This window comes from Quadrisphaera sp. INWT6, assembly GCF_015390235.1.
In the GTDB taxonomy this organism is placed as follows: Bacteria; Actinomycetota; Actinomycetes; order Actinomycetales; family Quadrisphaeraceae; genus Quadrisphaera.
This window is the reverse complement of the sequence record NZ_VUOH01000001.1, coordinates 472,953-499,828: the sequence shown is the minus strand read 5'-3', so window position 1 is coordinate 499,828 and position 26,876 is coordinate 472,953. Positions and strand designations below refer to the sequence as shown.

At 75.4% G+C, this 26,876-nt stretch carries 26 protein-coding genes; 8 read left to right on the top strand and 18 right to left on the bottom strand.

The genetic code is table 11. From position 1 onward, the window contains the following. Positions 1-35 precede the first annotated feature (35 nt). Positions 36-2,441 carry a glycogen debranching protein GlgX gene (glgX, locus tag F1641_RS02200; protein WP_309225321.1) on the top strand — a complete coding sequence of 802 codons (2,406 nt, stop codon included), beginning with the start codon at positions 36-38 and terminating at the stop codon, positions 2,439-2,441. On the opposite strand, the gene F1641_RS02195 is transcribed toward glgX, so the two are convergent. After that, positions 2,375-3,496, bottom strand: a complete 1,122-nt coding sequence (locus tag F1641_RS02195; RefSeq protein WP_206690395.1) for an ABC transporter substrate-binding protein — start codon at positions 3,494-3,496, stop codon at positions 2,375-2,377. The two genes, glgX and F1641_RS02195, sit on opposite strands and share 67 nt — an antisense overlap. A 45-nt stretch (positions 3,497-3,541) precedes the next feature. Here F1641_RS02195 and F1641_RS22780 point away from each other — a divergent pair, with 45 nt between their 5' ends. Together F1641_RS22780 and F1641_RS19585 are read left to right on the top strand one after the other, a co-directional pair. Beyond that, positions 3,542-3,925, top strand: coding sequence for a hypothetical protein (locus tag F1641_RS22780; protein ID WP_206690394.1), 384 nt, complete (start codon positions 3,542-3,544; stop codon positions 3,923-3,925). Beyond that, positions 3,916-4,329, top strand: coding sequence for a hypothetical protein (locus F1641_RS19585; RefSeq protein WP_206690393.1), 414 nt, complete (start codon positions 3,916-3,918; stop codon positions 4,327-4,329). Before F1641_RS22780 ends, F1641_RS19585 begins: the two co-directional genes overlap by 10 nt. Positions 4,330-4,405: 76 nt before the next feature. Here the strand turns inward: F1641_RS19585 and F1641_RS02185 are convergent, their stop codons facing one another. The 5 genes from F1641_RS02185 to glgP all read right to left on the bottom strand — a co-directional run bounded on the left by F1641_RS02185 (position 4,406) and on the right by glgP (position 9,329). Then, the gene (locus tag F1641_RS02185) at positions 4,406-4,687 is read right to left on the bottom strand and encodes a hypothetical protein (RefSeq protein WP_194902823.1); all 282 of its coding nucleotides are present in this window, start codon (positions 4,685-4,687) and stop codon (positions 4,406-4,408) included. A gap of 11 nt (positions 4,688-4,698) precedes the next feature. Beyond that, positions 4,699-4,938, bottom strand: coding sequence for a hypothetical protein (locus F1641_RS02180; protein WP_194902822.1), 240 nt, complete (start codon positions 4,936-4,938; stop codon positions 4,699-4,701). A gap of 108 nt (positions 4,939-5,046) precedes the next feature. Then, positions 5,047-5,832: an ABC transporter permease subunit gene (locus F1641_RS02175; protein ID WP_309225320.1), complete on the bottom strand. Its 786-nt coding sequence runs from the start codon at positions 5,830-5,832 to the stop codon at positions 5,047-5,049. Next, positions 5,829-6,704 (bottom strand): ABC transporter ATP-binding protein, encoded by an 876-nt coding sequence (locus F1641_RS02170; RefSeq protein ID WP_194903303.1) that lies wholly within the window; start codon positions 6,702-6,704, stop codon positions 5,829-5,831. Before F1641_RS02170 ends, F1641_RS02175 begins: the two co-directional genes overlap by 4 nt. Positions 6,705-6,746: 42 nt before the next feature. Continuing rightward, complete coding sequence (gene glgP / locus F1641_RS02165; protein ID WP_194902821.1) at positions 6,747-9,329, bottom strand: alpha-glucan family phosphorylase; 2,583 nt, start codon at positions 9,327-9,329, stop codon at positions 6,747-6,749. Between the two features lie 152 nt (positions 9,330-9,481). Here glgP and F1641_RS02160 point away from each other — a divergent pair, with 152 nt between their 5' ends. The 3 genes from F1641_RS02160 (at position 9,482) to glgB (ending at position 15,700) form a co-directional block, all read left to right on the top strand. Further along, complete coding sequence (locus tag F1641_RS02160; protein ID WP_309225318.1) at positions 9,482-11,626, top strand: alpha-1,4-glucan--maltose-1-phosphate maltosyltransferase; 2,145 nt, start codon at positions 9,482-9,484, stop codon at positions 11,624-11,626. After that, complete coding sequence (locus tag F1641_RS02155) at positions 11,623-13,143, top strand: phosphotransferase (RefSeq protein ID WP_206690392.1); 1,521 nt, start codon at positions 11,623-11,625, stop codon at positions 13,141-13,143. The genes F1641_RS02160 and F1641_RS02155 overlap by 4 nt, the downstream gene beginning before the upstream one ends. A 154-nt stretch (positions 13,144-13,297) precedes the next feature. After that, a complete protein-coding gene (glgB, locus tag F1641_RS02150; RefSeq protein WP_194902820.1) occupies positions 13,298-15,700 on the top strand; it encodes a 1,4-alpha-glucan branching protein GlgB in 2,403 nt (800 codons plus the stop codon). Between the two features lie 81 nt (positions 15,701-15,781). On the opposite strand, the gene F1641_RS02145 is transcribed toward glgB, so the two are convergent. The 5 genes from F1641_RS02145 to F1641_RS20740 all read right to left on the bottom strand — a co-directional run bounded on the left by F1641_RS02145 (position 15,782) and on the right by F1641_RS20740 (position 19,414). Continuing rightward, positions 15,782-16,786, bottom strand: a complete 1,005-nt coding sequence (locus F1641_RS02145) for a tetratricopeptide repeat protein (RefSeq protein ID WP_194902819.1) — start codon at positions 16,784-16,786, stop codon at positions 15,782-15,784. Positions 16,787-16,807: 21 nt separating this feature from the next. Continuing rightward, a complete protein-coding gene (locus tag F1641_RS02140; protein ID WP_194902818.1) occupies positions 16,808-17,779 on the bottom strand; it encodes a hypothetical protein in 972 nt (323 codons plus the stop codon). Beyond that, positions 17,776-18,546, bottom strand: coding sequence for a hypothetical protein (locus tag F1641_RS02135; protein WP_194902817.1), 771 nt, complete (start codon positions 18,544-18,546; stop codon positions 17,776-17,778). The genes F1641_RS02140 and F1641_RS02135 overlap by 4 nt, the downstream gene beginning before the upstream one ends. Positions 18,547-18,700: 154 nt before the next feature. Next, the gene (locus F1641_RS02130) at positions 18,701-19,030 is read right to left on the bottom strand and encodes a thiamine-binding protein (RefSeq protein ID WP_194902816.1); all 330 of its coding nucleotides are present in this window, start codon (positions 19,028-19,030) and stop codon (positions 18,701-18,703) included. A 99-nt stretch (positions 19,031-19,129) separates the two neighbouring features. After that, positions 19,130-19,414 carry a hypothetical protein gene (locus F1641_RS20740; protein ID WP_194902815.1) on the bottom strand — a complete coding sequence of 95 codons (285 nt, stop codon included), beginning with the start codon at positions 19,412-19,414 and terminating at the stop codon, positions 19,130-19,132. Between the two features lie 50 nt (positions 19,415-19,464). On the opposite strand from F1641_RS20740, the gene nucS reads away from it, so the two are divergent. Both nucS and F1641_RS02115 read left to right on the top strand, forming a co-directional pair. Continuing rightward, on the top strand, positions 19,465-20,160 hold the full coding sequence (gene nucS, locus F1641_RS20735; protein WP_194902814.1) for an endonuclease NucS: 696 nt from the start codon (positions 19,465-19,467) through the stop codon (positions 20,158-20,160). Positions 20,161-20,222: 62 nt separating this feature from the next. Continuing rightward, complete coding sequence (locus F1641_RS02115; RefSeq protein WP_309225317.1) at positions 20,223-20,552, top strand: hypothetical protein; 330 nt, start codon at positions 20,223-20,225, stop codon at positions 20,550-20,552. A 24-nt stretch (positions 20,553-20,576) separates the two neighbouring features. On the opposite strand, the gene F1641_RS02110 is transcribed toward F1641_RS02115, so the two are convergent. The 7 genes from F1641_RS02110 to F1641_RS02080 all read right to left on the bottom strand — a co-directional run bounded on the left by F1641_RS02110 (position 20,577) and on the right by F1641_RS02080 (position 26,859). Next, entirely contained in the window at positions 20,577-20,987 is a 411-nt protein-coding gene (locus tag F1641_RS02110) for a DUF2550 domain-containing protein (RefSeq protein ID WP_206690391.1), read from the bottom strand. A 29-nt stretch (positions 20,988-21,016) separates the two neighbouring features. Then, the gene (locus F1641_RS02105) at positions 21,017-21,286 is read right to left on the bottom strand and encodes a F0F1 ATP synthase subunit epsilon (RefSeq protein WP_194902813.1); all 270 of its coding nucleotides are present in this window, start codon (positions 21,284-21,286) and stop codon (positions 21,017-21,019) included. Next, on the bottom strand, positions 21,283-22,746 hold the full coding sequence (gene atpD, locus F1641_RS02100; RefSeq protein ID WP_194902812.1) for a F0F1 ATP synthase subunit beta: 1,464 nt from the start codon (positions 22,744-22,746) through the stop codon (positions 21,283-21,285). The genes F1641_RS02105 and atpD overlap by 4 nt, the downstream gene beginning before the upstream one ends. Positions 22,747-22,778: 32 nt before the next feature. Further along, entirely contained in the window at positions 22,779-23,678 is a 900-nt protein-coding gene (locus F1641_RS02095; protein ID WP_194902811.1) for a F0F1 ATP synthase subunit gamma, read from the bottom strand. Between the two features lie 48 nt (positions 23,679-23,726). After that, a complete protein-coding gene (atpA, locus tag F1641_RS02090) occupies positions 23,727-25,352 on the bottom strand; it encodes a F0F1 ATP synthase subunit alpha (RefSeq protein WP_194902810.1) in 1,626 nt (541 codons plus the stop codon). Positions 25,353-25,417: 65 nt separating this feature from the next. Beyond that, a complete protein-coding gene (locus F1641_RS02085; protein WP_194902809.1) occupies positions 25,418-26,227 on the bottom strand; it encodes a F0F1 ATP synthase subunit delta in 810 nt (269 codons plus the stop codon). Continuing rightward, positions 26,227-26,859 carry a F0F1 ATP synthase subunit B gene (locus F1641_RS02080; RefSeq protein WP_194902808.1) on the bottom strand — a complete coding sequence of 211 codons (633 nt, stop codon included), beginning with the start codon at positions 26,857-26,859 and terminating at the stop codon, positions 26,227-26,229. The genes F1641_RS02085 and F1641_RS02080 overlap by 1 nt, the downstream gene beginning before the upstream one ends. Positions 26,860-26,876: the final 17 nt, after the last annotated feature.

Below are 26,876 nucleotides of genomic sequence, written 5' to 3'. Positions count from 1 at the left end.
TCCCGGTCGTGCGCGACCTGCGGCAGGGTGGCCCCGTGGAAGACACCGCAGCCCCGACACCGCCGTCGGCCCCCGCGCCGCCCTCCGCACCGGCGCCGGCTCCGACGCCGGCACGGGCCTCGCAGCTGGGCGTGCACCTGCACCCCGGCGGGGCCAGCGCCGCGGTCGCCGCCGGCAGCGCTGACGCCGTCACCGCCTGCCTGCTCGACGACGACGGGCGCGGCGGATGGGCCGAGCGGCGCGTCCCGCTGGAGCGCCGCCCCGGCGGCCTGTGGACCGGTGAGCTCCCCGGCGTGGTCGCCGGCCAGCGCTACGGGCTGCGCGTCGACGGTCCCTGGGACCCGGGCGCCGGGCACCGCCACGACCCGGCCAAGCTGCTGCTGGACCCGTACGCCCGTGCCCTCGAGGGCGAGCTGCGCTGGGGTCCGGAGGTCTTCGCGCACGCCGTCGAGGGGCCGCAGTGGCTGCCCGTGGACGGCGGCTCGGTGCGCAGCGGGCTCGACAGCGCCGGGAGCGTGCCCGTCGGCGTGGTGGTCGACCCCCCCGTGGCCGACCAGGCCGCCCGGCCGCGCACCCCGTGGTCGCGCACCGTGGTCTACGAGGCCCACCTGCGCGGGCTGACCATGCGCCACCCCGACGTGCCCGCCGAGCTGCGCGGCACGTGGGCGGGGCTCGCCCACCGCGCCGTCGTCGACCACCTGGTCCGCCTCGGCGTGACGGCGGTCGAGCTGCTGCCGGTGCAGGCCATCAGCACCGAGATCCCCCTGGCCAGGCGCGGGCAGGCGAACTACTGGGGCTACTCCACGCTGAGCTGGTTCGCCCCCGAGCCGCGGTACGCGACCGCCGCGGCGCGCGCCGCCGGCCCCCCTGCGGTGCTGGCCGAGGTCCACGACGCCGTCGCCGCGCTGCACGCCGCGGGGCTCGAGGTGCTGGTCGACGTCGTCTACAACCACTCCTGCGAGGGCAGCGCGCACGACGGCCCGGCGCTGTCGCTGCGGGGGCTCGACGCCGCCGGGTACTACCGCCTGGACCAGGGCCGCGACGTCGACTCCTCCGGCTGCGGCAACAGCCTCGACTTCGGCCGCCCCCGCTGCGTGCAGCTGGCGATGGACTCGCTGCGCCACTGGGTGACGGCGTTCGGCGTCGACGGGTTCCGCTTCGACCTCGCCCCGACGCTGGGCCGCGGCCTCGACGGCGGTTACCGCCCCGACGCCCCGCTGCTGCTGGCCATGGGCGCCGACCCGGTGCTGTCCGACGTCAAGCTCGTCGCCGAGCCGTGGGACCTCGGCCGCGACGGCTGGCGCACCGGCGACTTCCCCGTGCCGTTCGCGGAGTGGAACGACAGGTTCCGCGACGGCGCCCGCGAGTTCTGGCTGGGCGTGCCCGGACGGGCCTCGCGCGGCGAGCCCACCGGCAGCGGCCTCGGCGAGCTGGCGCTGCGCCTGACCGGCTCGGCGGACCTGTTCGGCGGGCGGCCCAGCGACCGCGGCCCCTCGGCCTCGGTGAGCTTCATCACCGCCCACGACGGCTTCACGCTCGCCGACGCCACCGCGTACGACCACAAGCACAACGCCGCCAACGGCGAGGACGGGCGCGACGGCACCGACGGCAACAGGTCGTGGAACCACGGCATGGAGGGGTGGCCCGGTACCGGTGGCACCGCGGCGGGTCCGCTCACCGGCGACCCGTCAGCCGCCGACCCGCGCGCCGACGAGGCGCTGGACCCCGACGAGCTCATGGTCGCCTCCCTGCGCCGCCGCTCCATGCGCAACCTGCTGGCCACCCTGGTGCTCTCCGCCGGCGTCCCGATGGTCACCGCCGGTGACGAGCTGGGGCGCACCCAGGGCGGCAACAACAACCCCTACTGCCTCGACGACGAGACCTCCTGGGTCGACTGGCGCCTCGCCCCCTGGCAGGACGACCTCCTCGAGAGCACCCGCCAGCTCCTGGCGCTGCGGGCGGAGCACCCGGTGCTGCGCGCCGAGCTGCCGCCGCGCTCCGCCCGGGCGCCGCGCGAGGCCGGCGCGGCGGCGCTGACCTGGTGGGACGCCACCGGGGGCCCGATGGACCCGGAGGACTGGAGCGACCCGCAGAACCGCACCGTCCAGGTGCACCTCGACGCGTCGGGGACCGGCGGGGAGGACCTGCTGCTCGTGCTCGCCGGCGACCTCGACGACGGCGAGGTGGTGCTGCCCCCGCAGGCCGGGGTCGGCGGCTACCGGCTCCTGTGGGACAGCGCCGTCGAGCGCTACGACGCGGCGGCGGTCTGGGCGGTGGACCGCGCGGGGGCGTCGGTCCCGGTCAGCGCCCTGTCGGTGCGGCTGTACCGGCCGCACCCCGCAGAGGTCGCCCAGGAGGTCGCCCAGGACGTCGCTCAGGACGTCGCGGCGGCCTCCGGCCAGAGCACGGCGCCGTCGGAGCCGACCACCGCGCGCAGGTAGGAGTCGTCGAAGGTGCTCGTCAGGTCCGGCACGGCGCTCAGCTCGCCGGACCCGACGAGCACCTCGCCCTCGGCCTGCAGCGCCGCCGGGTCGACGTACCCGACCGGCTGCCCGGCGGGCGTCGAGCTCGCCACCAGCGCCGACTCGGTCTCGAAGACCTGCTGGTTGTGCTCGACGTCGAAGCCGCTGCCGCTCTTCTCGGCCGCCGCCTGCACGCACTGGTCGACCTCGGTCTGGCAGACCTCGTGGGCGCGCAGCAGCACGCGCACGAAGTCCTGCACCGCGGTCGGGTGCTCCTGCGCGAACTGCGGGTCGGCGATGACCTGCCCGAAGGAGCCGACCACGCCGTAGTCCTCGGGGTTCCACTGCGTCACCTCGTCGCCGGCGGCGGCCAGGGTCAGCGGCTCGTTGGACTTGTAGCCGGTGAGCGACTGCACCTGCCCGCGCACGAGCACCGTCGGGTCGTACCCGACCTTGACCTGCGTGATGGAGCCGAGGTCGACCTCGGCGGTGACGAGCATCGCGCGCAGGGGCGCCGGGAGGCTGCCCTTGTGGCCCAGCGTCGTGCCGTCGAGCTGGGTGAGGTCGGTGACGGACGGCTCGGTCATCAGGGTCGCGATCGGCACGTGCCCGAAGGTGGCGACGCCGACGACGTCCGCTCCCCCGGCCACGGCGAGCATCGCCTCGGCCGCGCTGCCGACACCCGACAGCTGCGCCCTGCCGGCCGCGGTGAGCTGGGCGCCCTGGGCGGTGTCGCCGGTGCCCGGCTGCAGCTCGACGTCGAGGCAGACGTCGTCGAAGAGGCCCATCGACTCCGCGGCGACGGCCTCGAGGATCGTCGTGGACGCCTGGTACTGGTAGCCCGTGAGGTAGGTGACCGTGCCGGCGTCGCGGTTCGCCTGGCAGCGCTCGGCGTCGACGACGCCCGACGACGGCGCCGCGGACGACGTCCCGCCGGGGGACGGGGACGAGCCGGAGCAGGCGGAGAGCAGGAGCGCCAGGGCGCCGGCGGCGGCCAGGGCGCCGAGGGACGAGCGGCGGCGGAGCGGGGTCACCCGCCAATGATCGGGCCTGCGGCAGCGGGGTGGCAGCCTCGGTCCGTGACCGAGACCGACCTGCCCGGCCTGCCCCTGCTCGAGGACGACCTCGCGAGCCCCGGCGTCATCGAGCCGCACCGGGTGGTCGCGGCTCGCGACCTGCCCGAGCGCGCCGTGCTCTGCTTCCCCCGGCAGCCCGTCGAGGCCGCGGGTGCCCTCGCGGGAGCGGCGCGCCGCGACCCCGTGGTGGCCGAGCACGGGCACCACGCCGTGTGGGACGTGCCCTGGCGGGGGCAGCGGCTCGCCGTCGTCCAGGCGGGCGTGGGTGCGCCGATGGCCGCGGGGATCCTCGAGGAGGTCGTGGCCCGCGGGGTGCGCGCCGTGGTCGCCGTGGGCGGGGCGGGGGCGCTGCTGCCCGACCTCGTCATGGGCCACCCGTGGTGGTGACCAGCGCCGTGCGCGACGAGGGGACGTCGTTCCACTACGCCCCGCCCACGCGCACGATCGAGGCCGACCCCGTGGGCGTCGACGTGCTGGAGCGGGTGCTGGGGGCGGCTGGGGCGCCGTACCTGCTCGGCCGGGCGTGGACCACGGACGCCCTCTTCCGCGAGACCCGCGAGCGCGTGGAGCGCCGGGTGGCCGAGGGGTGCTCGGTGGTGGAGATGGAGGCCGCGGCGCTCATCGCGGTGGCGCGGTACCGCCGGGTGGCGTTCGGCCAGGTCGTCTACGCGGGTGACAGCCTCGCCGCGGAGTGGGACGACCGCGGCTGGAGCTCGGCCACCGACGTGCGCCAGCGCCTGTTCGAGCTGGCGGCCGACGCCGCGCTCGAGCTCCCGCTCCCCCGGGCCTGACGTTCGGCCTCGCGACGGCGGAGTCCGAGGCCAGGAACGAGGCTCCTACGACCCTGGACTCCGCCGTCGCGCTGGGTCAGCTGGTGGTGCCGCCGGTCATGACCTGGGTGGCGACGGCGCGGCGCTCGGCGTCTCCGGACTGCAGGTCGGCGCGCTGGGTGCCGCGGCTGCCCGGCCGACCGGGGGCGTGGGGGAAGTTCCCCCGCTGCCGCTCGTCGGGGAACCCCAGGACGATGCCGAAGAGGTACGCCCCCGCGCGCCGGTCGAGGGCCACCGACGCCCGCAGCGCGCGCCGCACCACGCCCAGCACCGCACCCAGCACCGCACCCAGCACCGCACCCAGCACCGCACCCAGCACCGCACCCACGGTCAGACCGCCCCGCCGGCGGTGGAGCTGGTGGCGACGGCCCGCAGGTGCGCCTCGCCCTCGAGGCCCTGCGCCCGTGCCGACGAGCGGCCGACGACCTCGTTCCGGTACCCGGGGTGGTTGCCGTGGGTGCGCTCGGCGCGGAAGCCGAAGACCAGGCCGAAGAGGTAGGCGCCCACGCGCCGGTCGACCTGCAGCAGCGAGCGGACCAGGGCCCCGACCGGGGCGGACGCGGTGCTCATGACCGGACGCTAGACCTGCGCCCCCGCGGCGTCCAGGTCGGCGCGCCGGCGGCTCAACGGCGGCTCAGCGGCGGCTCAGCGGCGGCTCAGCGGCGGCTGAGCGGCGACTCAGCGGCGACCGGGGGCGTAGCGCGCGAGCACCCGCCGCTCCACCGCCACGACGGCGCCCAGCAGCAGGACGCCCATCAGCGCGAGCACGATGATCGCGGCGTACACCGGCGCCAGCTGGTAGTTGGCGGCCGACGTCGTGATGAGCGTCCCCAGGCCCGCCGACGACCCGGCGGCCACGAACTCCGCGACCACCGCGCCCACCACCGACAGCGGCAGCACCACGCGCAGCGCGGTGAACAGTGCGGGCAGCGCCGCGGGCAGGCGGAGCCGGCGGAGCACCTCCAGCCGGGAGGCGCGCAGCGACCGGAGCACCGCGAAGGCGTCCGGCGGCGCGGCGCGCAGCCCCGACAGCACGGTCACCAGCACGGGGAAGAACACGACGATCGCGGTGACCACCACCTTCGGCGTCCGCCCGAAGCCGAACGCCACCACCAGCGCCGGCGCGAGGGCCACCACCGGGGTCGTGTTGAGCACGACGGCGAGGGGCATGACCGCCCGCGCCAGCAGGGGCACCTCGGACAGCACCACCGCGAGCGCCACCGCGAGCGCGCCCCCGACGGCGACGCCGAGCAGCGCCGTCGACAGGGTGGTCCAGGCGTCGGAGAGGTACCTGCCGGGCGAGCCGCCGAGCTCGGTGAGCACGTCGGCGGGCAGCGGCAGCAGGTACGTCTCCCCCCGGGCCGCGAGCGAGGAGGCGAGCAGCTGCCAGGCGGTGGCGAGGAGGGCCAGGGCGACGACGGCCGGCAGCCACGTCGCCGGGTGCCACCAGGCGCGGGTGCTCACGCGCCGCGCTCCCGTCCGGCGGCCGGGCCGGGCCCCCCGGCCGGGCCGCCGTGGGTGGCGGCCCAGGCGGCCGACAGCTCGGCGCGCAGGCGGTCCTCGACGGCGTGCAGGGCGCGCTCGTCGAGGTGCTCCCCCGCGCGGGGCCGGGGCAGGCCCACCTCGACGACGTCGACGACCCGCCCGGGCGGCCCGGCCATGACCACCACGACGTCGGAGAGCAGCACGGCCTCGCGCACGGAGTGCGTCACGAAGAGGACGGTGGTGGGCACGTGCTCCCACAGCGCGAGCAGCTGGCGGCGCAGCGCCTCGCGCGTGATCTCGTCGACGGCGGAGAAGGGCTCGTCCAGCAGGAGCACGCCGGGGCGCATCGCCACGGCCCGGGCGAGGGCCACGCGCTGCTGCATGCCGCCGGACAGCTCGTGCGGGTAGGCGTCGAGCACGGCGCCCAGGCCCACCTCCTGCAGCACGCCGACGACGTCGGAGGGTCCCGGTGCGTCCGCGGCCCGGCGGCGGTCGGCGCGCCGGTTCACCCGCTGCGGGAGCTCGGCGTTCGCGCGGACGGTCAGCCACGGCAGCAGCGCGGGCGTCTGAGGCACCAGGCCGACCTGCTTGTCGGCCGCGGCGGCCGAGGGGGGCCGCCCGCACACGGCGACCGAGCCGCTGTCGGGCTCCTCCAGCCCGGCGACGGCGCGCAGCAGCGTGGACTTCCCGCAGCCGCTCGGCCCGATGAGGCTGGTGAAGCTGCCCTGGCGGACGTCGAGGTCGACCCCGGCCAGGGCCTGCACGCGCCGGGCGCGCCGACCGGGACCTGCGGCGCTCGCGTAGGAGCGCCGCAGGTCCCGGACCCGGATCCCGCCGTCGGACGCCGTCAGGTCAGCGTCCCGACGCGCGGGCCGGCGGTCGAGCGGGGTGGCTCAGGAGGCACTGGTGACCAGGGCCGTCTCCGTGGCGCTGGCCTGCGACGCGTGCTTGGGCAGCACGCGCACGGTGTAGCCGAAGGCGCCGGAGCGCCGCAGCGCCACGGTGCCGCTGAACAGGTGCCGGCCCTCCTCGTAGCTCTCCTCCAGGGCCAGCGAGCCCGTGGCGGTGTCGACGAGCTGGTCGTCGACGTCCACGCGCCCGTGCACCACCTGCACGTCGACGTCGGACGGCGAGAGCTGCCCGAGGCTGACGTAGGCGGCCACGCGGACCTCGTCGCCGACCTCCGGGGAGTCACCGACCCCGCCGGACTCGACGTGGTCGACGCGGACGCCGCCCCAGGTCGCGCGGACGCGGCCCTTCCAGGCGGCCACGTCGCGGGCGCCGGCGAAGTCGCCGGCCGCGAGCGCGGCGCCGGACGCGGCGGCCGGCACGTACAGCCGCTGCACGTAGTCCTGCACCATCCGGGTCGCCTGCACCTTGGGGGCGAGGGTGGCCAGGGTGTGCTTGACCATCTCGAGCCAGCGGCCGGGCAGGCCGGAGGCGTCGCGGTCGTAGAACCGCGGGGCCACCTGGGTCTCGACGAGGTCGTACAGCGCGGCGGCCTCGAGGTCGTCGCGGCGGTCGGCGTCCTCCACGCCGTCGGCGGTGGGGATGGCCCAGCCGTTCTCGCCGTCGTACCACTCGTCCCACCACCCGTCGAGGATCGACAGGTTGAGGCCGCCGTTCAGGGCGGCCTTCATGCCGGACGTGCCGCAGGCCTCCAGCGGGCGCAGCGGGTTGTTCAGCCACACGTCCACGCCCGGGTACATGGTCTGCGCCATGCGGATGTCGTAGTTGGGCAGCACCACGATGCGGTGGCGCACGCCGGCGTCGTCGGCGAACTGCACCATGCGCTGCAGGAGCCGCTTGCCGGAGTCGTCGGCGGGGTGGCTCTTGCCGGCGATGACCAGCTGCACCGGACGCGTCGGGTGCGTCAGCAGCGCCTTCAGCCGCTCGGGGTCGCGCAGCATCAGCGTGAGGCGCTTGTAGGTGGGCACGCGGCGGGCGAAGCCGATGGTGAGCACCTCGGGGTCGAGCACGTCGTCGACCCAGCCGAGCTCGGCCGGGGAGGCGCCGCGGCGCAGCCACGAGGAGCGCACGCGGCGGCGCGCGTCGGCGACCAGCTGCGCGCGCAGCTCGCCGCGCAGCGCCCACAGGGCCTGCTCGTCGAGGGCGGCCGCCCCGCCGGACTGGCTCGAGGCGTCGTCGCCGCCGCCGGAGGCGGCCAGCAGGTCGACGACCTTCCGGTCCACCCAGGTCGGGGCGTGGACGCCGTTGGTGATGGAGGTGATGGGCGTCTCGTCGGCGTCGAAGCCCGGCCACAGGCCGGAGAACATGCCGCGGGAGACCTCGCCGTGCAGCGCCGAGACGCCGTTGGCGCGCTGCGCCAGGCGGAAGCCCATGACGGCCATGTTGAACACCGAGGGGTCGCCGCCGTCGTAGTCCTCGGCGCCGAGGGCCAGCACGCGGTCGAGCGGCACGTCGCCGAGGAGGCCCGAGCCGCCCAGGTGCTCCGAGACCGCGTCGCGGCCGAACCTGTCGATGCCGGCGGGCACCGGGGTGTGGGTGGTGAAGACGGTGGCGGCGCGGACCGCCTCGACGGCCTCGTCGAAGGACAGCCCCTGCGAGGTCAGCTCGCGGATCCGCTCGACGCCGAGGAAGCCGGCGTGGCCCTCGTTGGTGTGGTAGACGCCGGGCTCCGGGGCACCGGACAGGCGCGACCACAGGCGCAGCGCGCGGACGCCGCCGGCGCCCAGCAGCAGCTCCTGCTGGAGGCGGTGGTCACCGCCGCCGCCGTAGAGGCGGTCGGTCACGCCGGCGGCGGCCTCGTCGTTGCCGGTGACGTCGGAGTCGAGCAGCAGCAGCGGGACGCGGCCGACGTCGGCCTTCCACACGTGCGCGAGCAGCGTGCGCCCGCCCGGCAGCGGCAGGGAGATGACGGCGGGGCTGCCGTCGGCCTCGCGCAGCTGGGTCAGGGGCAGGCCGTCGGGGTCGGAGACGGGGTAGGTCTCGGTCTGCCAGCCGTCGCGGGTGAAGGCCTGCTTGAAGTAGCCGGCCTTGTAGAGCAGGCCGACGCCGACGATCGGGGCGCCCAGGTCCGAGGCCGCCTTGAGGTGGTCGCCGGCGAGGATGCCGAGGCCGCCGGAGTACTGCGGGAGCACCGAGGTGATGCCGAACTCGGGCGAGAAGTAGGCGATCGAGCGGGGCCAGGACGAGCCGTCCTGCGCGCCGCCGGCGACCTGCTGCTGGTACCAGCGGTCACCCGTCAGGTACTGGCGCAGGTCCTCCGAGGCCGCGGTCACCGCCGCCACGACCCTCCTGTCCGCCGCCAGCTCGGCCAGCCGCTCGGGCGACAGGTCGCCGAGCAGGGCGACGGGGTCGTGGCGCAGCGCCTCCCACCGCTCCGGGTCCAGGCTCGCGAAGAGGTCCTGGGTCGGGGCGTGCCAGGACCACCGGAGGTTGGTGGCCAGCTCGCCGAGGGGCTGCAGCTTCGCCGGCAGGGCGGTGCGGACGGTGAACCGTCGGATCGCTCTCACGACGGCCGAACCTATGCCAGCGGGCTCCCGAGGACCAGGGCGAGCGGTGTCCGGCGCCCGGGGGTGCCGGCGGTCCGGGGGCGGGCCCGGTGGGCGGCCCCGGTGGGGATCTCGGGTGTCGGAGCCCGGAGCCCCTCGGTAGGTTCGCGGCCGTGGAGAAGGTCCAGGCCGCGCGCGCCGGAACGAACGACGACCAGACCGGCACCGCGGTGGGCGGGACGCCCGTGCCGTCGACCGGGAGCGGGCTGGGACGCATCCCGGTCATCGACACCTCCCCGAGCGTCGACGGCGGCCGCTGGGCCGCCAAGGCCGTGGTCGGCGAGGCGGTCCCGGTGCGGGCCACCGTCTTCCGCGAGGGCCACGACGCCGTCAGCGCGTCCGCGGTGCTGCTGCGCCCCGACGGCTCGGTGCGCACCCGCGTGACGATGACGCCGATGGGCCCCGGCACCGACCGCTGGGAGGCGTGGGTCGTGCCCGACGCCGCCGGCGACTGGACCTTCCGCGTCGAGGGCTGGAGCGACCCCTACGGCACCTGGGACCACGACGCCACGATCAAGGTCCGCGCGGGCGTCGACGTCGAGCTGATGCTCGTCGAGGGCGCCCTGCTGCTGGAGCGCGCCGCCGACCGCCCCGAGCTGCCCGAGCACGCCGTCCACGTGCTGCACGGCGCCGCCTGGGCGCTGCGCGACACCGGCCGCCCGGCCGAGGCGCGCCTCGCGGCCGGCACCGCCCCCGAGGTGGCGGCCGTGCTCACCGAGCACCCGCTGCGCGACATGGTCTCCCCCGGCCCGGAGATGGGGCTGCGCGTCGAGCGCGAGCGCGCGCTGGTGGGCGCCTGGTACGAGGTGTTCCCGCGCTCCGAGGGCGCCTGGCGCGACGAGTCCGGAGCCTGGCGCAGCGGCACCCTGCGCACGGCGACCGCGGCGGTCGACAGGGCCAAGTCGATGGGCTTCGACGTCCTCTACCTGACCCCGATCCACCCCATCGGCTCGACCAACCGCAAGGGCCGCAACAACACCCTCACCACCGAGCCGGGAGACCCGGGCTCGCCCTACGGCATCGGCTCCGAGGCCGGCGGCCACGACGCGATCCACCCCGACCTGGGCACCTTCGACGACTTCGACCACTTCGTCGGGTACGCCCGCGAGCAGGGGCTCGAGGTCGCGATGGACATCGCCCTGCAGGCCTCGCCCGACCACCCGTGGGTCCGCGAGCACCCGGAGTGGTTCGTGCGCCGCTCCGACGGCTCCATCGCCTACGCCGAGAACCCGCCGAAGAAGTACCAGGACATCTACCCGGTCAACTTCGACGACGACCCGGCGGGCATCTACGCCGAGGTGCTGCGGATCGTGCTGCTGTGGGCCTCCCACGGCGTGAAGCTCTTCCGCGTCGACAACCCGCACACCAAGTCGGTGGTGTTCTGGGAGTGGCTGATCGAGAAGGTCCGGGAGGTCGACCCCGACGTCCTCTTCCTCTCGGAGGCCTTCACCAAGCCCTCGATGATGCGCGCCCTGGCCAAGGTGGGCTTCGCGCAGAGCTACACCTACTACGCCTGGCGCAACACCCGCGAGGAGCTCACCGACTACCTGCTCGAGCTCACCACCGGCGGTGACGAGCCGGGCGAGGGCGACGCCGCGCACGGCGGCACGGCCGACTACCTGCGGCCGAGCTTCTGGCCCACCACGCACGACATCCTGACGCCGTACATGCAGTACGGCGGGCCGGCGGCGCACGCCCTGCGCGCGGTCATCGCGGCCACGTCGGTGCCCACCTACGGCATCTACACCGGCTACGAGCTGGTGGAGAACGTCGCGCGACCGGGCGCCGAGGAGCACGTCGACAACGAGAAGTACGAGTACAAGCAGCGCGACTGGGACGGCGCCGCCGCCTCCGGCCGCTCCCTCGCCCCGCTGCTGGCCAAGCTCAACTGGGCGCGCCACCACCACCCGGCGCTGCAGCGCCTGCGCGGCCTGAGCTTCCACACCGCCGACGACGACTCCGTGCTCGCCTACTCGCGGCGCGTCCCCGCCGAGCAGTCGCCGACCGGCGCCGAGGACGTGGTGCTCGTCATCGTCAACCTCGACCCGCACTCCACCCGCGAGACGACCGTCCACCTCGACATGGCCGCCCTGGGCCTGCAGCCGTGGGAGTCCTTCACCGCCACCGACCTCGTCAGCGGTGACAGCTGGACCTGGTGGGAGAACACCTACGTCAAGCTCGGCCCGGCGACGACCCCCTTCCACGTCGTCCACGTCACCCGCTCCGCGACGGGGTCGGACGAGGGGGCCGGAGCGTGACCGACGACCTGGGCGCGCCCGCCCCGCGCACCGGGACGCACCTGCACGACCTCCTCGGCCCGTGGGTGCCCCACCAGCGCTGGTACCCGGCCAAGGGCCGCGAGGCGCGCCTGGAGGTGACCGGGCGGCTGCTGCTGCCCTGGGCCGACGGCGAGGACGTGCGCGTCCTCGTGCACGTCGTGCGCATCACCACCGAGGCCGGAGGGCCCGGGGGCTCCGACGGCGCCGGGGGCCAGGTCGACGTCGTGCAGGTGCCCCTCGTGCACCGGCGCGCGCCCCGCGAGGGCTCCGACGCCGCGGCCGCGCTGCTCGGCGTGCTGACCGACCCCGACGGCGTCGGCTGGTTCGTCTACGACGGCCCGCACGACCCGGCGTACGTCGACGCGCTCCTCGCGCTGCTCTCCGGCAGCATCCGCGGGCTCGGGCTCGACGCCAGCGGTGAGCGCGCCGAGGCCGGCGGCAGCGCCGCCGGACACCACCCGCCGGGCGTGGAGCCGCTGGAGCCGGGCACGCCCGCGCGCGTGCTGCGGGGCGAGCAGTCCAACACCTCGATCATCGTCGAGGCGCCCGAGGGCTCCGGCGCGACCGGCTCGGTCATCGTCAAGGTCTTCCGCACGCTGCACCCCGGCCGCAACCCCGACGTGGAGGTGCAGGCGGCCCTGACCGGCACCGGCACGACCGCCGTGCCGTCGCTCGCCGGGTGGGTCGAGGGCTCCTGGCCCGCCGTCCCGGGCGCGACGGGCGCCGACCTGGTGCACGGCGACCTCGCCGTGGCCTCGGAGTTCCTCGCCGGGGCGCAGGACGCCTGGCGCGAGGCCACCGCGGCCGTCACCAGCGGCGCCGACTTCAACGAGCGCGCCCGCGGGCTCGGGGCCGCCACGGCCGAGGTGCACGCGGCGCTCGCCGAGCACCTGCCCCGCCGCGAGGCCACCGACGCCGACGCCGACCGCCTGGCCGAGGGGTGGCGCGAGCGGCTGGAGTGGGCCCTCGCGGCCGCGCCCGTCCTCGCCCCGCGCGCCCAGGCGCTGCGGGAGCGGGTCTCGGGCGCGCGCGGCCTGTCGGCCGCCGAGCTCCCCCCGCTGCAGCGCGTCCACGGCGACTACCACCTCGGCCAGGTGCTGCAGGTCCCCGGCCGCGGGTGGGTGCTCCTCGACTTCGAGGGCGAGCCCCTGCGGCCGCTGGCCGAGCGCACCCTGCCCGACCTGCCCCTGCGCGACGTCGCCGGCATGCTGCGCTCCTTCGACTACGCCGCCCGCCAGACCACCGTCGGCCTGCCCGACGGACCGGACGCCGACGCGGCGCGGGCGGCGGCGGACGGCTGGGCGAGCGCCAGCCGCGCCGCCTTCTGCGAGGGCTACGCGGAGGTCACCGGCGCCGACCCCCGCTCCTGGGGGCCCCTGCTCGACGCCCTCGAGCTCGACAAGGCCCTGTACGAGGTCGTCTACGAGGTCCGCAACCGCCCCGACTGGGTCGCGGTGCCGCTGGCCGCCGTCGACCGCGTGCTCCAGCAGGGCTGAGGTCCCGCCGGCAGCGCCCGACCACCCGTCCGCGGGTGGTCGGGCCCCGTCGCGCCCGGGCCCCGGAGGGCCGTCCCACCAGCGGGTCCCCCGAGATCGCCCCGCGCCGTGCGCCCCGTCGCCAGCGCTGACCGCTCGTGCCAGGGTGGGGACCATGGACACCAGCCCGGCTCCCTCGAGCGTCGACGTCGAGCTCCTCCGCCAGGTGGCTCGCGGCGAGAGCGCCTTCCCCCACGACGTGCTCGGCCCCCACCAGGCCCCCGACGGCACCATCACCGTCCGCGTGCTGCGCCCGCTCGCCGAGGAGGTCGTGCTCGTCACCCCCGACGGGGCGCGGACCTCCTTCGCGCACGAGGCCGACGGGGTCTGGAGCGCGGTGATGCCGGGCGACACCGTCACCGACTACCGCGTCGAGGTCACGATGCCGGGAGCCTCCCCCGTCGTCGCCGACGACCCGTACCGGTTCCTGCCCACCCTCACCCCGTTCGACCTCCACCTGGTCTCCGAGGGCCGCCACGAGGAGCTGTGGACCGTGCTGGGGGCGCAGGTGCGCCGCTGGCCCGGCGTCCTGGGCGACGTGCACGGCACCTCCTTCGCCGTCTGGGCCCCGCACGCGCGCGCCGTGCAGGTCATCGGCGACTTCAACGGCTGGGACGGGCGCCAGAGCGCGATGCGGTCCCTGGGCGGCTCCGGCGTGTGGGAGGTCTTCCTCCCCGACGTCGTGTCCGGCACCAGGTACAAGTTCCGCATCCAGACGCAGGGCGGCGGCTGGGTCGAGAAGGCCGACCCGATGGCCCGCGCCACCGAGGTGCCCCCGCTGACGGCCTCGGTCGTGACCGAGTCCGACTACACCTGGAACGACGCCGCGTGGCTCGAGGCGCGCGCCCAGACCGAGGCGACCACCTCGCCGATGAGCGTCTACGAGGTGCACCTGGGCTCGTGGCGCCCGGGGCTGAGCTACCGCGAGGCGGCGGACCAGCTGGCCGAGTACGCCGGCGCCGCCGGCTTCACCCACGTCGAGCTCATGCCGGTCGCCGAGCACCCCTTCGGCGGCTCCTGGGGCTACCAGGTCACCGGCTACTACGCGCCCACCTCGCGGCTGGGCTCCCCCGACGACTTCCGCTACCTGGTCGACAGGCTCCACCAGGCCGGCCTCGGCGTCATCCTCGACTGGGTGCCCGCGCACTTCCCGAAGGACGAGTTCGCGCTGGCGCGCTTCGACGGCGAGCCGCTGTACGAGTACCCCGACCCCCGCAAGGGCGAGCACCCCGACTGGGGCACCCTCGTGCCCGACTACGGCCGCCCCGAGGTCCGCAACTTCCTCGTGGCCAACGCGGTCTACTGGCTGCAGGAGTTCCACATCGACGGCCTGCGCGTCGACGCCGTCGCCTCGATGCTCTACCTCGACTACTCCCGCCAGAGCGGGCAGTGGGTGCCCAACCGCTTCGGCGGCCGCGAGCACCTGGAGGCCATCGAGTTCCTCCAGGAGGTCAACGCGACGGCCTACCGCCGGGTGCCCGGCATCGTGATGATCGCCGAGGAGTCGACGGCGTGGCCGGGCGTGACCCGCCCGACCGACGCCGGGGGCCTGGGCTTCGGCCTGAAGTGGAACATGGGGTGGATGCACGACTCGCTGCGCTACCTCGGCGAGGACCCGGTCAACCGGCGCTGGCACCACGGCGAGATGACCTTCGCCATGGTCTACGCCTACTCCGAGAACTACGTGCTCCCCATCAGCCACGACGAGGTCGTGCACGGCAAGGGCTCCCTGCTGCGCAAGGCCCCGGGCGACCGCTGGCAGCAGGTGGCCTCGCTGCGCGCCTTCCTGGCCTTCATGTGGGCCCACCCGGGCAAGCAGCTGCTCTTCATGGGCCAGGAGTTCGGCCAGGAGGCCGAGTGGTCCGAGGGCCGCAGCCTCGACTGGTGGCTGCTCGACCAGCCGCTGCACGCCGGCGTCCTGGCGGCGCTGACCGACCTGAACCGCGTCTACAAGGAGACCCCCGCGCTCTGGGAGCTCGACACCGACCCCGCGGGCTTCTCCTGGATCAGCTCCGACGACGCCGCGCACGACACCTTCTCGTTCATCCGGTGGGACCGCTCCGGCCGACCGCTCGTGTGCGCGGTGAACTTCGGCGGGGCTCCTCACGAGGAGTACCGGCTGGGCTTCCCGGGCGCCGGGCGCTGGACCGAGGTCGTCAACACCGACGAGACCCGCTACGGCGGCTCGGGGGTGACCAACGGCTCGGTCGACGTGGTCGCCGAGGCGCACTGGGGCCAGCCGGCCTCCGCCGTCCTGCGGGTCCCGCCGCTGGCCGCGGTGTGGTTCACCCCTGAGGAGTGGCCGCCGGCGCAGGGCGCCGCCGTCGAGTCCGCCGGGGCTGCTGAGCAGTCCGAGGGCGACGAGGGCGACGGCGTCACCGAGGCCGCGGCCCGCGAGACCGACGACGCGACCCTGGACGACCTGGTCGTCGCCGCCGACCCGCCCGAGTTCCTCAAGCAGGGCGGGGAGCGTCCGGCCGGCTCGCGCAGCCGCGGGTCGCAGCCCGACCAGAGCTGACCGCTCGAGCCCCCGGCTGACGACGGCGGGCGCCGACCACCTCGCGGTGGTCGGCGCCCGCCGTCGTGCTGCGGTGGACCGTCAGTACAGGGCGGCCGCCAGGGCCCGGCGCGCGGGGGCCACGCGCTCGTCGTCGGAGCCGACGACCTCGAAGAGGTCCACGAGGTGGGTGCGGGCGCGGTCGCGGTCGTCGCCGTGCGTGGCGCGCACCAGGGCGACCATGCGGGCGAAGGCGCTGTCGACGTCGCCGGCGAGCAGGTCGAGGTCGGCGGCGAGGACCACGGCGTCGACGTCGGCGCCCGGGGCGTCGGCGGCGGCGCGCGCCGCGACCGGGTCGGCTCCGAGCGTGCGGCGCAGGACGCCGACGCGGGCCAGGCCGGTGCGGGCCTCGGCGTCGGCGGGCTGCTCGGCGAGCGCGCGCTCGTAGGCGCGGGCGGCGCCGTCGAGGTCGTCGCGGGCCAGGGCCTCCTCGGCCTCGGCGTGCAGGGGCGGCAGCGGCGGCTGCTCGGGCTCGCCCTCGCCCGGGGCGCCCGCGGCGTCGGGCGCGGGGACCCGCCCGGTGATGCCGTTCTGCGCGGCGACCCTGAGCATCTCGTCGAGCACCTGGCGCACCTGGGGCTCGGGGTAGGCGCCCTGGAACAGCGGCACCGGCTGGCCGCCGAGGACGGCCACCACGGTGGGGACGGACTGGACCTGGAACGCGGCGGCGATCTGCTGGTTGGCGTCGACGTCGACCTTGGCGAGCAGGAACGCGCCCGCGTACTCCTCCGCCAGGCGCTCCAGGACCGGCGACAGCTGCTTGCACGGCCCGCACCAGGTGGCCCACAGGTCGACCACGACCGGCACCTGCGCGGACAGCTGCACGAGGGCGCCGAACTCCGCGTCCGTGACGTCGACGACGACGCGGGGCCCCTCCCCCGCGGGCGCCTGGGCCGCGGGGGCGTCGCCGTCCGCGGCGGGGGCCGACGGCGGGCGCTGCCCCGCGGCGGGGGCGGCGGGCCGCTGCGCGCGGCCGGCCAGGCTCGAGAGGTCGACGGCGCCGCGCAGGTCCATGCGCGGGCCGGGGCGGCTCGCCGGGGTGCTCATGGCCCCATCCTCCCCCAGGGCTCAGCGGACCTCGACGCCCGTGGTGCCGCGCGCTCCCGCCACCAGCGACACCCGCTCGGCTGCACCGACCGCCGGGACGTGCAGCACCACGACCTCCGCCGTCCGCACCTCGAGGCCGTCGGGGGCGTCCGCGCGGCCCGCGAGGGCGGCCAGGTCAGCGGGCAGCGTCTGGCTGACGCCGACCCCGCGGGGGGTGAACGACCGCGTCCCCGACAGCACCCCCAGCACCAGCGCCCCGCCGTCCGCGGTGCGCAGCGACCACAGCGCGCCCTCGCGCGGCGCGTGCGCGGCGGTGTACTCCACGAACTCCGACACCCCGTCGCGCTCGGCCTGCTGCTCGCTCAGCACCTGGTCCCGCAGCGCGTCGTCGGCGAAGGTCGCCGCGGCGGACGAGGCGCCCCCCTGCGTCAGGACGTCGGCGTAGCCGCTCAGCGCGTCGGCCGGTGTCGCGAGCAGGCCGGTCGCGTCGGCGGGGAGGGGCTCGACGGTCGCGCCGTCCTGCGCGAGCGCGGGCAGCGACACCCCCGGGAGCACCGCAGCGGAGGCGACGGCCCGGTACGGGTCGCGCGGGCCGGCCTGCTCCAGCACGACCACCTGGGGGACGGCGCCGCTGCCCGGCTCGAGGGCCGTCACGAACCACCGGGGCCACTCCCCCGCGGGCGGAACGGCCACCATCAGAGGCCGCCCGGCCAGCGCGGCGGGCTCCGGCGCCGTGGCCACCTGCGCGCGGACGGTCTGGGCGGCCCGGCGCACGTCCAGCTCAGCGCCCCCGAGACGACCGTCGAGCGCCTCGGGGTCGACCTGGTCGACCGCCGTGAGCACCCGCGACACCTGCGCCGCCGCCACGGCGGGCACCGGCCCCGACGCGGCGGGGCCGGCGGCCTCCGAGCCCGTCGAGCACCCGGCCACCGCGATGAGCAGGCCCGCTGCTGCGAGCGCAGCGGCCCGCTGCGCGGCCGTGGTGGACCTCACCGCAGGCTCCGCCGGTCGCGCCGCCGGTCGCTGCCGCGGGGGCGCCGCAGGAGGACCGGCTCGGTGGCGCCGTCAGCGGGGGCCTCTGGCGCGGGGGCGGTGGCGGGGGCGGGGGCGGGCTCCAGGTCGGGCACCGGTCCGGTCGCGGGCCGGGTCTGGGGCAGGGTCACCACGACGGCCTCGCGACGCGCGCGACCGCCCACCCCGCGCAGGGCCAGCAGCCCGACGAGCGCCCCGGCCCCCAGGAGGGCCCAGGCGAGCAGCGGCACGGGGTGCTCGCTCCAGACCAGCTCGACGTCCGTGGGCGTCGCAGCGGTGCCGTCGGAGGCGACGAGCACCGACAGGGGCGCGCTGCCGGCTCCCGGGCCGGTGGTCGGCTCGGTGGTCAGCTCGGCGCTGCCCGTTCCGGTGGCCTGCGCCGTCCACAGGTCGCTGCCGGCGGGGTCGGGCACCTCCGCCTCGCCCTCGGAGGTGGTCGGGGTCAGCGACCCGTCGTCGCCGGACCGGGTGAGCGTCGTGGTGGCGGCGCCCTGCGCCCAGGCCGCGACGTCGGCTGCGGTGCCGACGGCCACCAGCACGGGCCCGGAGCCGGAGGCGCGGACCCTCACGGTCCCGTCGAGCCCGGCCAGGAGGGATGCGTCGGTGACGACCAGCGGCACCGCGGCCGCTGCGGAAGGGGTCGCGGCGGCGGTCGCGCTGACCTCGCGCGACGGGCGGGCGACCGTGGCCAGGAGCGCCCCGGCGGCGAGCAGGACGACAGCCAGCACGGCGGCCCACCGCCGTCCGCGGCCGACGCGGGGCCCGGCACCCCGGACCCGGCGGGAGGGACGCGCGTCGCGGCGCCCCCTCGGCGGTGGGAGCGCCGCGGCGTCCTCCCCGGTCACCGACCCCTCACCCCTGCGACGACGGCTCAGCAGCCCGTCACTGGCCCCGGCCGGGCTCTCCCTCGGCCCGCTCGACGGCCGCCTCCAGGCGGTCGAGCTTGGCCTGCATCTCCCCCGTGCGGCCCGGACGGATGTCGGCCTTCAGCACCAGGGAGACCCGGTCGCTGTGGGCGCCGACGGCCTCGCAGGCCCGGCGCACGACGTCCAGGCACTCCTCCCACTCGCCCTCGACGGTGGTGAACATCGAGTCGGTGCTGTGGGGCAGGCCGCTGGAGCGCACCACGCGGACGGCGTCGGCCACCGCGGCCGCGACGGACCCGGTGGGGTCGCTGGTGCCGGAGGGGGCCACGGAGAAGGCGACGAGCATGTCGGCCACGGTAGCGACGCGGCGCGGGCGCCCGGGGCCTTCTGCCGGATCGGGCCGCGCCGGCGACGCGTCGGATCCGGCCCGGCGGGGCCGGGCGGCTCAGCGGGGCCGGCGGTGGGCGCGGGCCCGCCAGCAGGACCGGTGCCAGTGGCGGCGCTCCCCCGGGCCGACGCCGGGCGGTGCGTCCGCCGGCCAGGCCACGACGTGGGCCGTCCCCGGGGGGATCACCTGGTCGCACCCCGGGCAGCGGTAGGGCTTCAGGGCGGCGGCTCCGGGGACGACGCGCACCAGCCACTCGCCGTCGGGGGCGCTCTCACCGGTGGCCCAGCCGACGGGGCGGGTGGGTGCGGCGGTGGTGGCGGCGCCGACGCGGCGTCGGCTCACGGGTCGGCGGGGCACACCACCATCTTCGGGGCTCGCTACCCTCGCCGCTCGTGCGCCTCGTCATCGCCCGCTGCTCCGTGGACTACGAGGGACGGCTGAACGCCCACCTGCCCCTCGCCACGCGCCTCCTGCTCGTCAAGGCCGACGGGAGCGTGCTCGTGCACTCCGACGGCGGCTCCTACAAGCCGCTGAACTGGATGAGCCCGCCGTGCGCGCTGTCGGTGGAGCCGGCGACGGGTCCGCACGCGGCCGCCGGGGCCGAGCAGGTGTGGTCGGTGCGCTCGGCCAAGACCGAGGACCGCCTCGTGGTGGCCGTCCACGAGGTGCTCCACGACTCCAGCCACGAGCTGGGCGTCGACCCGGGCCTGGTCAAGGACGGCGTGGAGGCGCAGCTGCAGAAGCTGCTCTCCGAGCAGGTGGACCTCCTGGGCGAGGGCCACCAGCTCGTCCGGCGGGAGTACCCCACGGCGATCGGCCCCGTCGACCTGCTCGTGCGCTCGCCCCACGGCGGCACCGTGGCCGTCGAGGTCAAGCGCCGCGCCGAGATCGACGGCGTGGAGCAGCTCACGCGCTACCTGGCGCTCCTCAACCGCGACCCGCTGCTCGCACCGGTCGAGGGGGTGCTGGCCGCCCAGGAGATCCGCCCGCAGGCGCGGGTGCTGGCCACCGACCGCGGCATCCGCTGCCTGGTGCTCGACTACGACGCCCTGCGGGGCGTGGACGACGTGGAGTCCCGCCTGTTCTGACGCGCGGGCCCGCAGGCGGGGGCAGGCTGGTCAGCGGCCCCCGCGGGGCGCACCATGTCCCGGTGGGACTGACAGGCGGCGGCGTTCCGGGACCCCTGGTCGGGCTGCTGCTGTCCCTGGTGATGCTGGGGCTGCTGGTCCTGGCGCTGCGGTGGACGTTCGCCAGGGGCCACTCGGTGGTGGCGCGCAAGCCGCGCGCCGGACGCGCCGACGAGTACGGGCTGCTGGTGGTGGTCAGCGAGCCGGGGACCTTCGTGGAGGCCGAGGTCGACCGGCAGCGGCTCACCGCGGCGGGGCTCCGCGCCACGCTCGCACCGACGACGGACGGTCCGCGCGTGCTGGTCTTCCCCGAGGACGAGAGGACCGCTCGCGCGGTGCTGCGCGCGGCCTGACCCGGGGCCAGCGCCCGTCGGGCGTCAGATCGCGGGATGCCCGGGGGCGCCCGGGGGGGCGGCCTCGAGCCACGAGGTGAATCCGGTGGCCGCGTCCGGGGACATGCCCAGCTCCAGGCAGGAGCCGCGGAAGGTGCACCGGACGACGACGTCGCCCGGCTGGAGGGCCACCCCCTCCTCCACGCTGGGGAGGCGGCGGCCGACGACCTCGATGTCCGCGCGGGACCACGTGGCCCGCGGCCCGGGGAGCACCGACAGGACGCTCCACCACTGCACGTCGTGGCTGCCGAAGCGCCCGATGCCCGAGACCCATGCACGGCCCTTGCGCCGCACCGCGCAGTCGAAGCTGCCGGGGACCCCCGTGAGGAACCGCCGGCGCACCGCGACCCCGAACAGCAGGGCCGCGACCAGCACCAGGATCGACGCCGCGATCACCGCGGCGTCGACCAGGATGCCTTCTGGTGTCAGCTGGAGGCCCGCTCGCCCACGGTGGCGCGCTCTGCCACGACGAGCACGGTGTCGTGCTCGACCGACAGGAACCCGCCGTCGACCTGCGCGGTGACGCCCCCGCCGGGGGCCTCGACCTTGACCTCACCGGCGGCGAGCACCGCCAGGGTGGGGGCGTGACCGGTCAGGATGCCGATCTCGCCCTCCAGGGTGCGGGCGACGACCATCGTGGCGTCGCCCGTCCAGACCTCGCGCTCCGCGGAGACGACCTGGACCTTCAGGCTCACTCGCCGGTCTCCTTCTTGATCTCCGCCCACTTCTTCTCGACGTCCTCGATGGAGCCGACGTTGAAGAAGGCCTGCTCGGCGACGTGGTCGTACTCGCCGTCAGCGATCTTGGAGAAGGACTCGACGGTGTCCTTGAGCGGCACGGTCGAACCGGGCACGCCCGTGAACTTCTCGGCCATGTACGTGTTCTGCGACAGGAACTGCTGGATGCGGCGCGCGCGGTTGACGACGACCTTGTCCTCCTCGGACAGCTCGTCGACGCCGAGGATCGCGATGATGTCCTGCAGCTCCTTGTTGCGCTGGAGGATCTGCTTGACGCGGATCGCCGTCTCGTAGTGGTCGCGGCCCAGGAAGCGCGGGTCAAGGATGCGGCTGGTCGAGGTCAGCGGGTCCACGGCCGGGTAGAGGCCGCGGCTCGCGATCTCGCGGGACAGCTCCGTGGTCGCGTCGAGGTGCGCGAACGTCGTGGCCGGCGCCGGGTCCGTGTAGTCGTCGGCCGGCACGTAGATCGCCTGCAGCGAGGTGATCGAGTGACCGCGCGTCGAGGTGATGCGCTCCTGGAGCACACCCATCTCGTCCGCCAGGTTCGGCTGGTAGCCCACGGCCGAGGGCATGCGGCCCAGCAGGGTCGACACCTCCGAGCCGGCCTGGGTGAACCGGAAGATGTTGTCGATGAAGAGCAGCACGTCCTGGTTCTGGACGTCGCGGAAGTACTCCGCCATCGTCAGGGCGCTCAGGGCGACGCGCAGGCGGGTGCCCGGCGGCTCGTCCATCTGGCCGAAGACCAGCGCGGTCTTGTCGAAGACGCCGGCCTCCTCCATCTCCGCGATGAGGTCGTTGCCCTCGCGGGTGCGCTCACCCACGCCGGCGAAGACCGACACACCGCCGTGGTTCTGGGCGACGCGCTGGATCATCTCCTGGATCAGCACCGTCTTGCCCACGCCGGCGCCGCCGAACAGGCCGATCTTGCCGCCCTGCACGTACGGGGTCAGCAGGTCGATGACCTTGATGCCGGTCTCGAACATCGTGGTCTTCGACTCGAGCTGGTCGAAGGAGGGCGCCTTGCGGTGGATGGGCCACCGGTCGGTGATCTCGAGGGTCTCGCCCTCGGCGAGGTCCAGCGGCACGCCGTTCACGTTGAAGACGTGGCCCAGGGTCACGTCGCCGACGGGCACGGAGATCGGGCTGCCGGTGTCCTTGACCGCCATGCCGCGCACGAGGCCGTCGGTCGGCTTCAGGGCGATGGCGCGCGCCTGGTTGTCACCGATGTGCAGCGCCACCTCGAGCGTCAGCGTGAGCTTCTCGCCCAGCAGCTCGTAGTCGATGGTGAGCGCGTTGTACATGTCGGGGACGGCGTCGCCGGGGAACTCGACGTCGACGACCGGCCCGGTGACCCGGACGATGCGGCCGGTGGCACCAGCGGGGTCGGTCTGAGCGGGGCGCTCGGCGGTCGCGGTCATGGCGGGTCCTTCCGGAGTGTCAGTCAGGTGGGTCAGCGGGCCGAGGTCAGCGCGTCAGCACCGCTGACGATCTCGGTGATCTCCTGCGTGATCTCGGCCTGGCGCGCCTGGTTCGCCAGCCGGGTGAAGTTCTTGATGAGGTCGTCGGCGTTGTCGCCGGCCGACTTCATCGCGCGCTGGCGCGCGGCGTGCTCGCTGGCCGCGGCCTGCAGGAGCAGGTTGTAGATGCGGGCGCTCACGTAGCGCGGGAGGAGCGCGTCGAGGACGCGCTCCGCGTCGGGCTCGAAGTCGTACAGCGGGAGCACCTCGTTCGACGGGGGCGCCTCGACGCCCTCGACGACCTCGAGGGGCAGCAGGCGCAGCGCCTGGGGCTCCTGCGTGACCATCGAGAGGAACCGGGTGGAGACGACGTGGATCTCGTCCACGCCGCCCTCGGCACCGGTCTTCTGGAAGGCCTCGACGAGGGTCTCGCCGACCTCGTCCGCGAGCTCGTAGGTCGGAGCCTCCGACGACCCCACCCACTCGGCCTCGATCGCCCGGCGGCGGAAGCGGTAGTACGTCACGCCCTTGCGGCCGAGGACGTACAGCACCGGCTCCACGCCGCGCTCGCGGAGGGTGGCCATGAGGCGCTCCCCCTCCTTGATCGCGCTGGAGGAGTAGGCGCCGGCCATGCCGCGGTCGCTGGTGACGACCAGGACCGCAGCACGGGACGGGTTCGGGCGCTCGGTGAGGAGCGGGTGCTCGGCGTCGGTGTACGTCGCCACCGCCGACACCGCGCGCGTCAGGGCGCGGGCGTACGGGGACGACGCGGCCACGGCCTGGCGGGCCTTGGTGATGCGCGACGTCGCGATGAGCTCCATGGCCCGGAAGATCTTCTGCATGTTCCGGGTGGAGCGGATGCGGCTCCGGTACTCACGCAGCTGGCCAGCCACCGGTGCCTCCTCTCGGGGTGCTCGTCACTCGCAGGTCGGTGCTGGACATCAGGACTTCTGGCGCACGATCTGCTCGTTCTGGACCTCGTCGAGCGCGTCCTCGCGGGAGTCGTCGACGCCGCCGCCCTGCTCGCTGGTGCGGAAGCCGGCGTTGAAGTCGTCGATGGCCTTCGACAGGGCGGCGACGGTGTCGTCGCCCAGCAGGCCGGTCTCGCGGATCGTGCCGAGAGCGATGTCGTTGCGGCGCAGGTGCTCGAGCAGCTCGGTCTCCCAGCGGCGGACGTCGGCCACGGGGACCTCGTCCATCTTGCCGTTGGTGCCCGCCCACACGGAGACGACCTGCTCCTCGACCGGGAACGGCGAGTACTGCGGCTGCTTGAGCAGCTCGGTCAGGCGCTCACCGCGCGCCAGCTGGTTGCGGCTGGCGGCGTCGAGGTCGGAGGCGAACATGGCGAAGGCCTGCAGCGAGCGGTACTGGGCGAGCTCCAGCTTCAGCGTGCCCGAGACCTTCTTCATCGCCTTGATCTGCGCGTCACCGCCGACGCGGGACACCGAGATGCCGACGTCGACAGCGGGGCGCTGGTTGGCGTTGAACAGGTCGGACTGGAGGAAGATCTGCCCGTCCGTGATGGAGATGACGTTGGTCGGGATGTACGCCGACACGTCGTTCGCCTTGGTCTCGATGACCGGCAGGCCCGTCATGGAGCCGGCGCCCAGGTCGTCGGAGAGCTTCGCGCAGCGCTCCAGCAACCGGGAGTGCAGGTAGAAGACGTCGCCCGGGTAGGCCTCGCGGCCCGGCGGGCGGCGCAGCAGCAGCGACACGGCGCGGTACGCCTCGGCCTGCTTGGACAGGTCGTCGAAGATGATCAGGACGTGCTTGCCGCCGTACATCCAGTGCTGGCCGATGGCCGAGCCGGTGTAGGGGGCGAGGTACTTGAAGCCGGCCGGGTCGGACGCCGGGGACGCGACGATCGTCGTGTACTCCATGGCGCCGGCGTCCTCGAGGGCGCCGCGCACGGAGGCGATCGTGGAGCCCTTCTGGCCGATCCCGACGTAGATGCAGCGGACCTGCTTCTTTGGGTCGCCGGACTCCCAGTTGGCCTTCTGGTTGATGATCGTGTCGAGCGCGATCGCCGTCTTGCCGGTCTGGCGGTCACCGATGATGAGCTCGCGCTGGCCGCGGCCGATCGGGATCATCGCGTCGATGGCCTTGATGCCGGTCTGCAGCGGCTCGTGCACCGACTTGCGCTGAACGACCGAGGGCGCCTGCAGCTCGAGGGCGCGGGTGCCCTCGGCCTTGATCTCGCCGAGGCCGTCGATCGGGTTGCCCAGGGGGTCGACCACGCGGCCGAGGAAGGCGTCGCCGACGGGGGCCGACAGCACCTCACCGGTGCGGTGGACCGGCTGGCCGGCCTCGATGCCCGCGAACTCGCCCAGGACGATGGCGCCGATCTCGCGCTCGTCGAGGTTCAGGGCCAGGCCGAGCGTGCCGTCCTCGAAGCGGAGCAGCTCGTTCGCCATCGCACCGGGGAGGCCCTCGATGCGGGCGATGCCGTCGCCGGCCTCGGTGACCGTGCCGATCTCCTCGCGGGAGCTGCCGCTGGGCGTGAAGGAGGAGACGAAGTCCTCGAGCGCGCCGCGGATCTCCTCAGGCCGGATCGTGAGCTCCGCCATCGTGTGTTCCTGCTCCCTGGTCGTGGTGGTTCGTCAGTGGTTCCAGTGTCCCCGCGGTCGCGGGGTCAGCCGACCACTCGGCGCCGGGCGGCGGCGAGGCGGCTGGCGGTGGTCGCGTCGAGGAGCTCGTCGCCGACCTGCACGCGCAGGCCTCCGAGCACCTCGGGGTCGACGTCGACCTGCACCTGGACGGGCTTTCCGTAGACCCGCGCCAGCGCTGCCGCCAGGCGGTCCTGCTGGAGGGCGGTCATGGGCACCGCCGCGGTCACGACCGCCAGCAGGCGGGCGCGGCGCGCGGAGGCGCTGTTCAGGAGGTCGTCGAGGGCGCTCGCCACACGACGGCCGCGGGGGGCGACCACGACCTGGCGCACGAGCGCCGTGGTCGTCGGCTCGGCCCGGGAGGCGAGCAGGGCGTCGACGAGCGCTCCGCGCTGGGCGGGGGTGGCCCGGCCGTCGTCGAGGGAGGCCGCGAGGGCGCGGTCTCCCGCCACGAGGCGCGAGAACCGGAAGAGCTCGTCCTCGACGGTGTCGAGGACCCGGTCGGACTCCGCCCCGGCGAGGAGCGACTGGGTGCCGAGGGCCTCCAGCGCGTCACCGAGGTCGCGCTGCTCCGACCAGCGGCTGCGGACCAGGCCCGTGACGACGTCGAGCGCCGGCCCCGAGACCTGGGTGCCGAGCAGCCGCTCGGCCAGGGCGGCCCGGTCCGCGTCGGACCGGGTGCTGTCCGTCAGTGCCCGGCGCAGCCCGACGGAGGTGTCGAGCAGGCCGGCCACCGCGTACAGCTCCTGGCCGAGGGCCGAAGCCCCGCCCCGCGCGAGGAGCGGCTCGAGCCGGTCCTGCGCGGCGGCCAGGGAGGCTCGCGAGGCGCCGCGCATCAGGGGACCCGGTGCGCGCCGCCCGACGACGGGCCCGCGGGGGCCGCGGACGTCGTGGGCTCGACGGTGGTCGCGCTCGCGCGGACGTCCTCGGGGGACGACTGCTCGAGCTCGGTGAGGAAGCGCTCGACGATGCGCGACTGGCGCGCGGAGTCGGTCAGCGCCTCGCCGACGATGCGGCCGGCGAGCTGGGTGGCGAGGCCACCGAGCTCGGTGCGCAGCGACGTGACCGCCGCCAGCCGCTCGGCCTCGACCTGGCGGCCGGCCGACTCGGTGATGCGCTCGGCCTCGGAGGAGGCCCGGTCGCGCATCTCGGCGATGATCTTGGCGCCCTCGGAGCGCGCCTCCTCGCGGATGCGCGCGGCCTCGGCCCGGGCGTCCGCGAGCTGGGCGCGGTACTCCTCCAGCGCGGCCTCGGCCTCGGCCTGGGCCTTCTCCGCCTTCTCCATGCCGCCCTGGATCGCTGCCTGGCGCTGGGCCAGCATCGTCTCGAGGCGGGGGACCACCGTGCGGTAGGCCACGAAGAGCAGGACGGCGAAGCAGATCGTGCCGATCAGCAGCTCACCCGGGTGCGGAAGCACCGGGTAGGCGGTCGCCCAGAAGCCCTCCTCAGCGGCCAGGACGGGTGTCATCTGCTGTTCTCCTCAGT

What these genes read in the sequence shown, in the direction of transcription:
- F1641_RS02180 (WP_194902822.1), bottom strand. Translation starts at nt 4,938, where the DNA reads ATGAGCACCGCGTCCGCCCCGGTCGGGGCCCTGGTCCGCTCGCTGCTG.
- glgB (WP_194902820.1), top strand. Translation starts at nt 13,298, where the DNA reads ATGGACACCAGCCCGGCTCCCTCGAGCGTCGACGTCGAGCTCCTCCGC.
- F1641_RS02145 (WP_194902819.1), bottom strand. Translation starts at nt 16,786, where the DNA reads ATGAGCACCCCGGCGAGCCGCCCCGGCCCGCGCATGGACCTGCGCGGC.
- F1641_RS02130 (WP_194902816.1), bottom strand. Translation starts at nt 19,030, where the DNA reads ATGCTCGTCGCCTTCTCCGTGGCCCCCTCCGGCACCAGCGACCCCACC.
- atpD (WP_194902812.1), bottom strand. Translation starts at nt 22,746, where the DNA reads ATGACCGCGACCGCCGAGCGCCCCGCTCAGACCGACCCCGCTGGTGCC.
- atpA (WP_194902810.1), bottom strand. Translation starts at nt 25,352, where the DNA reads ATGGCGGAGCTCACGATCCGGCCTGAGGAGATCCGCGGCGCGCTCGAG.
- F1641_RS02085 (WP_194902809.1), bottom strand. Translation starts at nt 26,227, where the DNA reads ATGCGCGGCGCCTCGCGAGCCTCCCTGGCCGCCGCGCAGGACCGGCTC.
- F1641_RS02080 (WP_194902808.1), bottom strand. Translation starts at nt 26,859, where the DNA reads ATGACACCCGTCCTGGCCGCTGAGGAGGGCTTCTGGGCGACCGCCTAC.